Below are 12944 nucleotides of genomic sequence, written 5' to 3'. Positions count from 1 at the left end.
TGTGAGCAGTCTCAGGGTCTTTGCTGGTTAAATTTTAACCAGACCTCATTATTCGCCGACGCTGATCTTCAGGCCAGCAGCTATTGCAAAAGGTGTCAGGGTGATCGCCAGGGCGGTCAGGCTACCCAGCCACAGCAGATACCCGGTCGCCGGCATGCCTTGCAAGGCGGCCTGCAAGGCGCCACTGCCAAGGATCAACACCGGGATGTACAACGGCAGAATCAGCAGCGCCAGCAACAGGCCGCCACGTTTCAAACCGACTGTCAGTGCCGCGCCCACCGCGCCGAGCAAGCTCAGCACCGGTGTTCCCAGCAGCAACGAAAACAGCAAAACCGGCAGGCAGGCGGCAGGCAAACCGAGCATCAACGCCAGTAGCGGTGAGAGCAGAACCAGTGCCAGACCGGAGAAAAGCCAGTGTGCCAGCACCTTGGCCAAGACCAGAAGTGGCAGCGGGTGCGACGAAAGGACCCACTGTTCCAGGGATCCGTCTTCGAAATCACTGCGGAACAGACCGTCCAGCGAGAGCAGGACCGACAACAGCGCCGCCACCCAGACTAACCCGGGGGACAGGTTTTGCAACACTTGAGTTTCCGGGCCGACGGCCAACGGGAACAATGCGATGACGATGGCGAAGAAAATCAGTGGATTGGCCAGCTCCGCCGGGCGGCGAAACAGCAGTCGGGATTCACGGGCAACCAGCAGGCCAAACACACTCATACTGCCCAGTTCCCCAGATCGATGTCGCGATAACCGGCCGGCATCCGGCTCAGCGTGTGGTGCGTAGTCAACACCACCAGACCGCCGCGTTCGCAGTGCCCGGCCAGATGTTCTTCAAGTTGTGCCACGCCTTGTTTATCAAGGGCAGTAAACGGCTCATCGAGAATCCACAACGGCGGGCTGTCCAGATACAAACGCGCCAGCGCCACACGGCGTTGCTGACCGGCGGACAGGCTGTGGCAGGGAACATCTTCGAAGCCGCGCAATCCTACAGCTGCCAACGCTTGCCAGATGGCCTCGCGTTCGGCGGGATGATGCAGGGCACAGAGCCACGACAGGTTCTCCTCCGGAGTCAGTAGATCCTTGATCCCGGCGGCGTGGCCGATCCACAGCAGGTTGCGGGCGAGTTCGCTGCGTTGTTCGGTCAGCGGCAGGCCATTGAGCAGGACGTGTCCAGCGGTCGGCTGCATCAGCCCGGACAGCAGGCGTAACAGGCTGGTTTTACCGCTGCCGTTGGGTCCGCTGATCTGCACCATATCGCCACTGGCGAGTCTCAATTCGAGATTTTCGAAGAGCAGCCGCAGATCACGTTCACACGCGAGGGCAACGGTTTGCAGGACAGGACTGGTCAAGGGATCACGGGCCTTATACGGTTCAAGTCGGCTCTGGCGCGGCCGTTAAAGAGATGCAGCATAGATGCATTGACGGCTCGATCTAGAGAGCTGGGTCAAACAATTGCTATGTTTTTTATTCGAAGCGCAAGACGGGCGGCATTATACATGTCGTGCCTTACTCTCAAGAGTGCATTTTCCTCAGGTTGTGTCCGCGTATGACAGGCGAAATGAACATCCTCCCGCTCCCGCCCACTACCCCGGCGACCGTTCGCCCGCAGGTCGGTGAGCTGCTCAAGCTGCTGACCCCGGTCGAAGGCCTGATCGGCGCCGGGCAAAGCGCCAAGGCCGAGGTGTTGTCGCTCAAGCAGGCGGATCAGACCTTTCAGTTATTGCTCAAGGTCACCGTCGACGGCGGACGCCAGACCACCGTGCAGGCGACCAGCAATCTGCCGCTGCCCCAAGGCACCAGCCTGGCGATCACCCAGCCATCGGCGGGCAACCTGGCGATTACCGTGCAGCAAGCCATTGCCAGCAGCGTCGCCGCCCTCACCCGCATCGACACCGCACAATTGCCGGTCGGTACGCTGCTGCAAGGCAAGGTGCTGACCTCGCAGGCGCTGCCGCAGACGCCGGGGCAAGCCGCGGTATTCCGCTCGCTGGTCACCCTGCTCAATACCGCGCAGAGCGGCAGCACACTGACCATCGACAGCCCGCAGCCGCTGCGCATTGGCACTTTGCTTTCGGCGTTGGTGGAAGATTCACAAACTCTCAAGTTTCTGCCCATGAGCAGCCGCCAGGAACAACTGGCCGTCAGTCAGCAACTGGTCGGCCAGCAAAGTCGCCAGGCTTCGCTCAGCGGTCTGTTGAACGCATTACAGAATCTGCCGCCAGCCGATGACTCGACCTCGGCAGATCTGCGTGCGGCGGTCGAAAAACTGCTCGCCAGCCTCCCGGACGTGCAACAACTGAGCACCGCCAAAGGCGTGGCACTGGCGCTGGCCAACAGCGGCGTGTTCCTCGAAGCCAAACTGTTGACCGGCCAGAACCCGACGCTGGCTCCGGACATGAAAGCCGATTTGCTCAAGCTGATCGCACAACTGACCCCGGGCCTGCCGAGCAACACCAGTTTCAACGCGATCATCGCCGCCAACACCCTGGCGCAAGCGCTGCCGAGTTTCGTCCGCAACGCCCTCGGCATGCTCGGCCAGGTCAGCGCCAAACCGGTACCGAGCAGCTTCCCGCTGCCCGAGCGTTTGCTGCAAAGCCTGGACGGCGAAGGTGATCTGGAACAGTTGTTGCGCCTCGCCGCCGCAGCGGTTTCGCGCCTGCAAAGCCACCAACTGTCGAGCCTGGAACAGACCGGCGTTACCGACGACGGGCGTCTGCTCAGCACCTGGCAGTTGGAGATCCCCATGCGCAACCTGCAGGACATCGTGCCGTTGCAGGTCAAGTTCCAGCGTGAAGAAGCGCCGGAGCGAGAGCCGCAACCAAACGAACGCCGCGACGAGCGCGAGCCCAAGCAACAGCTGTGGCGCGTCGATCTGGCGTTCGACATGGAGCCGCTCGGGCCGATGCAGATTCAGGCGCAACTGATCGCCGGCAGCCTGTCCAGCCAACTGTGGGCCGAACGGCCGTACACCGCCGATCTGATCGGCAACAACCTGTTCGCCCTGCGTCAGCGCCTGCTTGATCGCGGGCTCAACGTCGGCGACATCGACTGCCACCTCGGCACCCCGCCGCAAGGCAACCAAACCCGCCTCGAACACCGCTGGGTCGACGAAACCGCATGAACGATTCCACTGCCCCACGCCAGGCCATCGCCCTCAAATACGACGGCAACCACGCCCCGACCCTCACCGCCAAAGGTGATGAGGAACTGGCCGAAGAAATCCTGCGCATTGCTCGCGATTGCGAAGTGCCGATCTATGAGAACGCCGAATTGGTGCGCTTGTTGGCGCGCATGGAATTGGGCGACAGCATTCCAGAGGAGCTGTATCGCACCATCGCCGAGATCATCGCGTTTGCGTGGAATCTGAAGGGCAAATTCCCAGAGGGGCAGGACCCGAATGCGCCGATGGTCGAGAAGGACATCACCGATCGCGGGGATGATTACTGATCGTTCCCACGCTCTGCGTGGGAATGCCGCCCGTGACGCTCTGCGTCACATTTCACAGGCGGAACGCGGAGCGTCCCAAGATGCATTCCCACGCAGAGCGTGGGAACGATCCCGGTACGACAATCAGTTCTTGTGAAGTTTGCGCATCAACTCCGCCTCAGCCTGGGTCAACCCGCAGGACTGAGTCAGTTCATCAACGCTCGCACCCATGCCCACCAGTTTCGCCGCTTGGGCGAACGACAGGCTCGATGGATCGCGCTGTTCCAGCTGAACGATCTTGTCCGGCAAAGGGCTGACTACCGCACGCAACTCGTGCAGCGCCTCGCCCATGCGCACATTACCGTTCTGGTAATCGTCGACGCGCTTGGCCAGGTCCTTGATGCGCTGATCACGCAGCGCATCGCCCTGAGCCTGTTGCGCAGCAATGACTTTTTGCGCCTTGATGTACGACACAAACATTGCCAGCGTGCCTGCCCAGAAGAGGAACAGGACAATGACCGCAACCTCGAGAATCAATCAGATATTCTCCAGGTCCGACCATTCTTCTTCGCTCATCATCTTGTCCAGCTCGACCAGGATCAGCAACTCGTTGTTCTTGTTGCACACGCCCTGGATGAACTTGGCCGACTCTTCGTTGCCGACGTTCGGCGCCGTCTCGATTTCCGACTGACGCAGGTAAACCACTTCGGCCACGCTGTCGACCATGATGCCGACGACTTGCTTGTCGGCTTCGATGATGACGATACGGGTGTTGTCGCTGATCTCGCCACTGTTCAGGCCGAAGCGCTGACGGGTGTCGATCACGGTAACCACGTTACCGCGCAGGTTGATGATGCCCAGCACGTAGCTTGGCGCGCCCGGCACCGGAGCGATCTCGGTGTAGCGCAGCACTTCCTGAACGCGCATCACGTTGATGCCGTAGGTTTCGTTGTCCAGTTTGAAGGTAACCCATTGCAGGATCGGATCTTCAGAACCTTTTGCATTCGTCGCCTGACTACTCATACCCTGACCCCTCGAAAAAACCGCTCTGGGCGGTGTGTGTTCTGTGTGGCGGCATTCAACAATGCCGTCGCCTGATTGTTATGTCGGCTGCTATGTCGGTTTATGTAGCGGCTTGTGGCCGCTCAGGTGCTTTGCCCCACCGCTGGCGATCAACTCGGCCAGTGCGGAAACGTCAAGCAATGCACACATGTGCTCAATCACGGTGCCGGCGAGCCATGGCCGCTGACCCCGGTGACTTCTCCATTTGATTTCATTCGGGTCCAGACGCAACGAGCGGCTGACCTGATGCACCGCCAGCCCCCACTCGTAACCTTGTACCGAAATCACGTACTGCAAGCCCTGACGGAAGTCATCGCGATAGCGATCCGGCATGACCCAGCGCGCGGTATCCAACACTTTCAGATTGCCGGCCTGACTCGGCAGGATCCCGAGGAACCATTCCGGCTGACCGAACAACGGCGTCAGCTCGTGACCGGCCAGCGAATAGATCGAGCCGAGACACACCAGTGGCACCGCGAGGGTCAGGCCGGCGACGTCGAACAGCAGGCATTCGAAGGCTTCAGAGGCCCAGGCCGGGCGACCATCGGTTTCCACCGGTGGCGGCGTGTTGTTAGGCGGCAGATGCACTTCCACCAGCGGCGGCACCAGCGTCTGCTCGACGGGTGCGGGTGCAACCGGAGCAGGTGCTGGGGCCGGTTCGACCACTTCCGGTTCCGGCGCGGTTTTCAGCAACTGGGTTTGCAGCAGCGGTGCGAGTGTCGACACCGATGCGCGAACCGGCTCGGCCTCTTCGATCAATGCAACCGGTGCTTTGGTCACCGCTGCGGCGGCAGGCGCGGCAACCGGCGCAGCAGGCCGGGCAGCCTTCTGCGCATCACGTGCCTGCTCTTCCAGTACCGCAGCCTGGAACTCGTCCAGCGCCTCGCTGCTTTCCACAACTTCAGGCTGCGCCTCAATGACCGGCGGCAGCTCCTCAGGAATTTCCTGCAGCAAATTATCCAGATAAGACTGCAGCGCCAATTGCGGACGCGATGTGAGCTTGACTGGGCGGTTCATCGGTCAACAGCGCCGGATAGGGAAACCGCGTCGCCTGCTTCGCGAGCAGGCTCGCTCCCACAGGATTTGTGCAAGTCAGGCAGGCGTGATCGGGACAGGTTCATCTCAAGCCACCTGCGGAACAAGTTGTTGCGCCAACAGGTGCTTGAGCAGCGCGCGATACGCCAGCACGCCACGGCTCTTGCCGTCGAATTGCGAAGGCGTGACACCGGCCCGGCTGGCGTCGCGCAGACGGGTATCGACCGGGATATAACCCTGCCAGATCTCGTCGGGAAATTTGTCGCGCAGCACGCGCAAGGTATGCATCGAGGCCTGGGTACGGCGATCAAACAGGGTCGGCACGATGCTGAACGGCAGCGCCTGTTTGCGCGAGCGGTTGATCATCGCCAGGGTGTTGACCATGCGCTCCAGACCTTTGACGGCCAGGTGTTCGGTCTGCACCGGGATCACCAGTTGCTGGCTCGCCGCGAGGGCGTTGACCATCAGCACACCGAGCAACGGCGGGCTGTCGATCACCGCGTAATCGAAATCCTGCCACAGCTGCGCCAGACTCTTGGCGATCACCAGACCCAAACCACTCTGCCCCGGCGACTGACGCTCAAGGGTCGCCAGTGCGGTGCTCGACGGTAGCAGGGAAATACGTTCGTCACTGGTCGACAACAACAACTGCCCCGGCAGGCCTTGCGGCACGCTGCCCTTGTGCAGAAACAGGTCGTAGTTGCTGTGTTCCAGGCTGTCGGGGTCGTAGCCGAAATAGCTGGTCATCGAGCCGTGCGGGTCGAGATCGACCACAACCACGCGCTTGCCCGCCTCGGCCAGCAATCCGGCTAAAGCGATGGAAGATGTGGTTTTACCGACACCACCCTTTTGATTGGCGACTGCCCAGACTCTCATTCAGTTCGTTCCTCCCGGCCGATATGCTCGACCGAGACATAGCTCAGCGTGTTAATGCGGGTGACGGAGAATTGACGGCACTCTCGCGTCCCGGCGTCTTGACCGGGGTCGGTGCAGTTTGTGTGCCAGCACGCTTCAACGCAGCGTCCGGTTGCGCGTTAGCGGTTCCAGTGCCCGTCAGGCTGCGGCGCACATCGAGGTTTCGCGAGACCACCAGAACCACCCGGCGGTTTTTCCCCCGGCCTTCAGCGGTAGCGTTGTTGGCCACCGGTTGAAACTCGCCGTAACCCACCGATGCCAATCGGCCAGGGTTCACACCCTGCATGGCCAGCATGCGCACGATGCTCGCCGAACGCGCCGAAGACAGTTCCCAGTTGGTCGGATACTGCGCCGTGCGGATCGGTTGATCGTCGGTGAAACCCTCGACGTGAATCGGGTTATCGAACGGTTTCAGAATCGCCGCCACCTTGTCGATGATGTTGAAGGCGATGTCGCTTGGCATGGCATCGCCACTGCCGAACAGCAGGCTGGAGTTGAGTTCGATCTCGACCCACAACTCGTTGCCGCGCACGGTCATCTGGTTGGAGCTGATCAAGTCGCCGAATGCGGCGCTGATGTCATCGGCGATGCTTTTCAACGGATCGCTGGCGCCGGCGATACCGGCATCGATCTGCTCGGCGTCCTTGACCAGCGGCTTGGCCGGTGTCACGGTTTTCGGCCGTTCGTCGCCGATCTGGATCGGTTTGAGCGCGCGGTCGGAGTCTTTGAAGACACCGACCAGCGCTTCGGAAATTTCCTTGTACTTGCCTTCGTTGATCGACGAAATCGAGTACATCACCACGAAGAACGCGAACAACAGCGTGATGAAATCCGCGTAGGACACGAGCCAGCGCTCGTGATTGACGTGTTCTTCCTGATGCCTGCGACGAGCCATGAGGTTATTCCCTTAGTCCATGAAGCCTTGCAGCTTCAACTCAATGGAGCGAGGGTTTTCACCTTCGGCGATCGACAGGATCCCTTCCAACAACATTTCGCGATAACGCGACTGCCGCAACGCGATTGACTTCAGCTTGGCGGCGATTGGCAGCAACACCAGGTTGGCACTGGCGACGCCGTAAATGGTCGCGACGAAGGCGACGGCGATGCCGCTGCCCAGTTGCGTCGGATCGGCGAGGTTGCCCATCACGTGGATCAGGCCCATCACCGCACCGATGATACCGATGGTTGGCGCGTAGCCGCCCATGCTTTCAAAGACTTTCGCTGCTTCGATATCGCGGGCTTCCTGGGTGTAGAAATCCACCTCGAGGATGCTGCGGATCGCTTCCGGCTCGGCGCCGTCGACCAACAATTGCAGGCCTTTGCGCGAGTAGTTGTCGGGTTCGGCATCGGCCACGCCTTCCAGACCAAGCAAGCCTTCCTTGCGCGCGGTGAGGCTCCAGTTGACGACGCGATCGATGCCACCGGCCAGATCGACCCGTGGCGGAAACAGAATCCAGGCGAGGATCTGCATGGCGCGTTTGAACGCGCTCATCGGCGATTGCAGCAGTGCGGCACCGATGGTGCCGCCCAGTACGATCAATGCCGCCGGGCCGTTGGCCAGCGCACCGAGGTGACCACCCTCAAGGTAGTTACCACCGATGATGGCGACGAACGCCATGATGATCCCGATAAGGCTTAAAACATCCATCAGATACACGCCTCGACAATGTGTTTGCCGATGTCGTCGAGGCTGTACACCGCGTCGGCGAGGTCAGCTTTGACGATGGCCATCGGCATGCCGTAGATCACGCAGCTTGCCTCATCTTGTGCCCACACCGCGCTGCCGCCCTGCTTGAGCAGACGCGCGCCTTCACGGCCGTCAGCGCCCATGCCGGTCAACACCACCGCCAGAACTTTGTCGCCGTAGGATTTCGCCGCCGAACCGAAGGTGATGTCCACGCATGGCTTGTAGTTCAGACGCTCGTCGCCCGGGAGGATTTTCACCGCGCCACGGCCGTCGATCATCATTTGCTTGCCACCCGGTGCCAGCAACGCCAGGCCCGGACGCAGGATGTCACCATCCTCGGCTTCCTTGACGCTGATGCGGCACAGCTTGTCGAGACGTTCGGCGAAAGCCTTGGTGAATGCCGCCGGCATGTGCTGGATCAACACGATCGGCGCCGGGAAATTCGCTGGCAACTGAGTCAGCACACGTTGCAGAGCAACCGGGCCGCCCGTCGAAGTACCGATGGCAACCAGTTTGTAAGCTTTGCGTTTCGGCGCGGGCGACGAAGCGCTGGCGGCCGGGGCGCGAGTCGGTGCTGGCGCTGGAGCCGGACGAGCCGGCGCGCTGGTGCTGTGACTGCTGCTGTGGCTGCCGAAACTCGACGGCGCCGGAGCAGGCGTCGGTGCTGGGGCAGCAACGGGAGCCGGTGCGCTGTAAGCACTGAAACGACGATTACTGCGCGAGATGCTATGCACCTTCTCGCACAGCAATTGCTTGACCTTCTCGGGGTTACGCGAGATGTCTTCGAAATTCTTCGGCAGGAAATCCACCGCGCCGGCGTCCAGCGCATCGAGGGTGACCCGGGCGCCTTCGTGGGTCAGCGAGGAGAACATCAACACCGGGGTCGGGCAGCGCTGCATGATGTGCCGCACTGCCGTGATGCCGTCCATCATTGGCATCTCGTAGTCCATGGTGATCACGTCCGGCTTGAGTGCCAGCGCCTGATCGATCGCCTCTTTACCGTTGGTAGCGGTGCCGACCACCTGAATGCTCGGATCCGCTGAAAGAATTTCCGAGACGCGGCGGCGGAAAAAACCCGAATCGTCCACCACCAGGACTTTGACTGCCATAAACACTCCATTAGGTGCGGCGGGACGTTGTCGCCCCGCCGCCCCGGATTCAAATACGCCGTGCGGCGTAACGCTTGAGCATGCTTGGAACATCGAGAATCAGCGCGATGCGGCCGTCACCGGTAATGGTGGCGCCGGACATGCCCGGAGTGCCCTGCAGCATTTTGCCCAATGGCTTGATGACCACTTCTTCCTGACCGACCAGTTGATCGACGACGAAGCCGATCCGCTGCGTGCCCACCGAAAGGATCACCACGTGGCCTTCACGCTGCTCTTCGTGAGCGGCGGAGCTGACCAGCCAGCGCTTGAGGTAGAACAATGGCAGCGCCTTGTCCCGCACGATCACCACTTCCTGACCGTCGACGACGTTGGTGGTCGACAGGTCGAGGTGGAAGATTTCGTTGACGTTGACCAACGGGAACGCAAACGCCTGATTGCCGAGCATGACCATCAGGGTTGGCATGATCGCGAGGGTCAGCGGCACCTTGATGACGATCTTCGAGCCTTGGCCCTTGGTCGAGTAGATGTTGATCGAACCGTTGAGCTGGGAAATCTTGGTCTTCACCACGTCCATGCCGACGCCACGGCCGGACACGTCGGAGATCTCGGTCTTGGTCGAGAAACCCGGGGCGAAAATCAGGTTGTAGCACTCGGTATCGCTGAGGCGATCGGCCGCATCCTTGTCCATCACCCCGCGTTTAACCGCGATGGCGCGCAGGACGTTCGGGTCCATGCCTTTGCCGTCATCGGAAATCGACAGCAGGATATGGTCGCCCTCTTGCTCGGCCGCCAGAACAACACGACCGCCACGGGCCTTGCCCGACGCTTCGCGTTCTTCCGGCGACTCGATGCCGTGGTCGACCGCGTTGCGCACCAAGTGGACCAGCGGGTCGGCCAGGGCCTCGACAAGGTTTTTGTCGAGGTCGGTTTCTTCGCCCACCAGTTCCAGGTTGATCTCTTTCTTCAACTGCCGCGCCAGATCTCGAACCAGACGCGGGAAGCGCCCGAAGACCTTCTTGATCGGCTGCATCCGCGTCTTCATTACGGCGGTCTGCAAGTCAGCCGTGACCACATCGAGGTTAGACACTGCCTTTTGCATGGCTTCATCGCCGCTGTTCAGGCCCAGACGCACCAGACGGTTACGCACCAGCACCAGCTCGCCGACCATGTTCATGATTTCGTCGAGACGTGCCGTGTCGACGCGCACGGTGGTTTCGGCTTCGCTCGCCGGTTTTTCCGGTGGCGGTGTCGGCGCAGCACGGGCCGGAGCCGGTGCAGCAGCGGCAGCCGGTTTTGGCGCTTCGGCTTTCGGCTCAGGCTTGGCGGCAGGCTTGGGCGCTGCAGCAGCGGCCGGTGCCTTGGCAGCAGGCGTGGCGACGGTCGAAGCACTGCCAGCAGCAGCGGTGCCGACTTCGGAGAACTTGCCTTTACCGTGCAATTCGTCGAGCAGCGATTCGAACTCGTGATCGCTGATCAGATCACTGCCGGCAGCGGCGGCCGCTGGAGCAGCCGGCGCCGGTGCCGAAGCAATCGCCGACTCCAGCGCATCGACGGCAAAGTTGCCCTTGCCGTGCAACTGATCGAGCAGGGCTTCGAATTCGTCGTCGGTGATGTCAGAGCTGTCGCCCTTGGCCGGTGCCGCAGGGGCTGCCACCGCTGGTGCAACTGCGTCCACCGCGAACTGACCTTTGCCGTGCAACTGATCAAGCAACGACTCGAACTCGGCATCGGTGATTTCATCGCTCGCTGCTTCATTGGCCGTTTGCGCAGGTGCAGCAGCGGCCGGGGCTTCGGCTTCGGCCTTGACGGCGTTCAGCGAATCCAGCAGCTGTTCGAATTCGTTATCGGTGATGTCGCCCGACGCGTCGCCTTCAACGACGAGTTCTTCGATCATCTCGGCCACTGGCGAAGCCGGGGCGGCGTCCGCCGATTGCGGTTCGGCCAGACGCGCCAGGGCGGCCAGCAGTTCCGGGGTGGCGGCGGTGATCGGAGCACGCTCACGAACCTCAGTGAACATGCTGTTCACCGCGTCCAGTGCTTCGAGAACAACGTCCATCAGTTCTGCATCAACGCGACGTTCACCCTTGCGCAGGATGTCGAACACGTTTTCGGCGATGTGACAGCACTCCACCAGCTCATTGAGCTGAAGGAAGCCGGCGCCCCCTTTTACAGTGTGGAAACCGCGAAAAATTGCGTTGAGCAGATCTGCGTCATCCGGGCGGCTTTCCAGCTCGACCAGTTGTTCGGACAGTTGCTCAAGAATCTCGCCGGCCTCAACCAGGAAATCCTGAAGGATCTCTTCATCGGCGCCGAAGCTCATTAATGGGGTGCTCCTACAGGTCTAAAAACCCAAAAAACCTAAAATTCCAAAACACTAGAATCCAAGGCTGGATAACAAATCGTCCACATCGTCCTGACCGGACACAACGTCTTCTCGTTTATCGGCATGAATCTGCGGACCTTCACCCTGCGAGAGATGTTTTTGTGGATCTTTTTCTGCAAGCATCGCGGCGCGGTCATGTTCGATGCCCGCAAAGCGGTCAACCTGACTGGCCATGAGCACGAGTTTGAGCAAATTGCTTTCGACTTCGGTGACCAGTTGGGTCACACGCTTGATCACCTGACCGGTCAGGTCCTGGTAATCCTGGGCCAGCAGGATGTCGTTGAGATTGCTCGACACCGCACGGTTGTCCGTGCTGCTGCGTGACAGAAAACCGTCGACCCGGCGCGCCAGTTCGCGGAACTCTTCAGCCCCGACCTCGCGACGCATGAAACGACCCCAATCGGCGCTCAACGTCTGCGCTTCATCAGCCAGACTGTTGACCACCGGCGTGGCGCTTTCCACCAGATCCATGGTGCGGTTGGCCGCGGCCTCTGTCAGCTTGACCACATAGCCCAGGCGTTCGGTGGCGTCGGTGATTTGCGACACTTCCTCGGCCTGCGGCATGTTCGGGTCGATCTGGAAGTTGACGATCGCACTGTGCAGTTCACGTGTGAGCTTGCCCACTTCCTGGTACAGGCCACGGTCACGGGTCTGATTGAGCTCATGGATCAGTTGCACAGCGTCACCGAACCTGCCTTTTTCAAGGCTTTCGACCAGTTCGACCGCGTGTTTTTTCAGGGTCGACTCGAAATCGCCCTGTGAAGATTCGTTATGCTCCATAGCTCCCCCGCGCGTTCATCAGCCGATGCGTTCGAAAATCTTCTCGATTTTGTCTTTCAACGCCTGAGCCGTGAAAGGTTTGACTACGTAGCCGTTTACACCGGCCTGAGCGGCTTCAATGATCTGCTCGCGCTTGGCTTCAGCCGTCACCATCAACACCGGCAAGTGCTTGAGTTTTTCATCGGCACGCACGTGACGCAGCAGGTCGATACCGGTCATGCCCGGCATGTTCCAGTCCGTTACCAGAAAGTCGATGCTGCCGCTGTTGAGCACCGGAATGGCAGTGACGCCATCGTCAGCCTCGACGGTGTTGGTGAACCCAAGATCACGCAGCAGGTTCTTGATGATCCGCCGCATCGTTGAGAAGTCATCAACGATGAGGATTTTCATGTCTTTGTTCAATTCGACCTCCAAGCAGTCTTAAACGCGCCCAGCACCTGGACGCGCCACTTCAATCAATCGGCGCAGCACTCGAAGACTGTCTGGAGCACAACAGAGCAAGACCGGTGCCGTTCATCACCGCACCAGCCTCGTTCGCAGTGTCCCC

14 protein-coding genes are annotated in these 12944 nt (G+C 60.6%); 2 read left to right on the top strand and 12 right to left on the bottom strand.

Annotated elements, in window-relative coordinates:
* Positions 1-48: 48 nt before the first annotated feature.
* Positions 49-717: a heme exporter protein CcmB gene (gene ccmB / locus QOM10_RS08365; RefSeq protein ID WP_008083427.1), complete on the bottom strand. Its 669-nt coding sequence runs from the start codon at positions 715-717 to the stop codon at positions 49-51.
* The gene (ccmA, locus tag QOM10_RS08360) at positions 714-1349 is read right to left on the bottom strand and encodes a cytochrome c biogenesis heme-transporting ATPase CcmA (protein WP_316917859.1); all 636 of its coding nucleotides are present in this window, start codon (positions 1347-1349) and stop codon (positions 714-716) included. Before ccmA ends, ccmB begins: the two co-directional genes overlap by 4 nt.
* A 197-nt stretch (positions 1350-1546) precedes the next feature.
* On the opposite strand from ccmA, the gene QOM10_RS08355 reads away from it, so the two are divergent.
* Both QOM10_RS08355 and QOM10_RS08350 read left to right on the top strand, forming a co-directional pair.
* Positions 1547-3121: a flagellar hook-length control protein FliK gene (locus tag QOM10_RS08355; RefSeq protein ID WP_316917858.1), complete on the top strand. Its 1575-nt coding sequence runs from the start codon at positions 1547-1549 to the stop codon at positions 3119-3121.
* Positions 3118-3447, top strand: coding sequence for an EscU/YscU/HrcU family type III secretion system export apparatus switch protein (locus QOM10_RS08350; RefSeq protein ID WP_150774407.1), 330 nt, complete (start codon positions 3118-3120; stop codon positions 3445-3447). The genes QOM10_RS08355 and QOM10_RS08350 overlap by 4 nt, the downstream gene beginning before the upstream one ends.
* A 123-nt stretch (positions 3448-3570) precedes the next feature.
* Here the strand turns inward: QOM10_RS08350 and QOM10_RS08345 are convergent, their stop codons facing one another.
* From QOM10_RS08345 to QOM10_RS08300, 10 genes are all read right to left on the bottom strand, one after another.
* Positions 3571-3963, bottom strand: a complete 393-nt coding sequence (locus QOM10_RS08345) for a DUF2802 domain-containing protein (RefSeq protein ID WP_008083419.1) — start codon at positions 3961-3963, stop codon at positions 3571-3573.
* Entirely contained in the window at positions 3964-4449 is a 486-nt protein-coding gene (locus QOM10_RS08340) for a chemotaxis protein CheW (RefSeq protein WP_007919980.1), read from the bottom strand.
* Between the two features lie 90 nt (positions 4450-4539).
* On the bottom strand, positions 4540-5505 hold the full coding sequence (locus QOM10_RS08335; protein WP_316917857.1) for a CheW domain-containing protein: 966 nt from the start codon (positions 5503-5505) through the stop codon (positions 4540-4542).
* 105 nt (positions 5506-5610) lie between these two features.
* Positions 5611-6399, bottom strand: coding sequence for a ParA family protein (locus tag QOM10_RS08330; protein ID WP_008077691.1), 789 nt, complete (start codon positions 6397-6399; stop codon positions 5611-5613).
* A gap of 43 nt (positions 6400-6442) precedes the next feature.
* A complete protein-coding gene (gene motD, locus QOM10_RS08325) occupies positions 6443-7333 on the bottom strand; it encodes a flagellar motor protein MotD (protein ID WP_064390875.1) in 891 nt (296 codons plus the stop codon).
* A 12-nt stretch (positions 7334-7345) separates the two neighbouring features.
* On the bottom strand, positions 7346-8086 hold the full coding sequence (locus QOM10_RS08320; protein ID WP_016987476.1) for a flagellar motor protein: 741 nt from the start codon (positions 8084-8086) through the stop codon (positions 7346-7348).
* Positions 8086-9234, bottom strand: a complete 1149-nt coding sequence (locus QOM10_RS08315; protein ID WP_150752210.1) for a chemotaxis response regulator protein-glutamate methylesterase — start codon at positions 9232-9234, stop codon at positions 8086-8088. The genes QOM10_RS08320 and QOM10_RS08315 overlap by 1 nt, the downstream gene beginning before the upstream one ends.
* A gap of 49 nt (positions 9235-9283) precedes the next feature.
* Complete coding sequence (locus tag QOM10_RS08310; RefSeq protein ID WP_316917856.1) at positions 9284-11554, bottom strand: chemotaxis protein CheA; 2271 nt, start codon at positions 11552-11554, stop codon at positions 9284-9286.
* Positions 11555-11608: 54 nt separating this feature from the next.
* Positions 11609-12397 (bottom strand): protein phosphatase CheZ, encoded by a 789-nt coding sequence (locus tag QOM10_RS08305; protein ID WP_007920000.1) that lies wholly within the window; start codon positions 12395-12397, stop codon positions 11609-11611.
* Between the two features lie 18 nt (positions 12398-12415).
* Positions 12416-12787, bottom strand: a complete 372-nt coding sequence (locus QOM10_RS08300) for a chemotaxis response regulator CheY (RefSeq protein WP_161986607.1) — start codon at positions 12785-12787, stop codon at positions 12416-12418.
* Between the last annotated feature and the right edge of the window lie 157 nt (positions 12788-12944).

It is taken from the genome of Pseudomonas sp. P108 (genome assembly GCF_032613195.1).
In the GTDB taxonomy this organism is placed as follows: Bacteria; Pseudomonadota; Gammaproteobacteria; order Pseudomonadales; family Pseudomonadaceae; genus Aquipseudomonas.
Note: the sequence above shows the minus strand (reverse complement) of the source record. Positions and strands in the feature narration are given on the sequence as shown.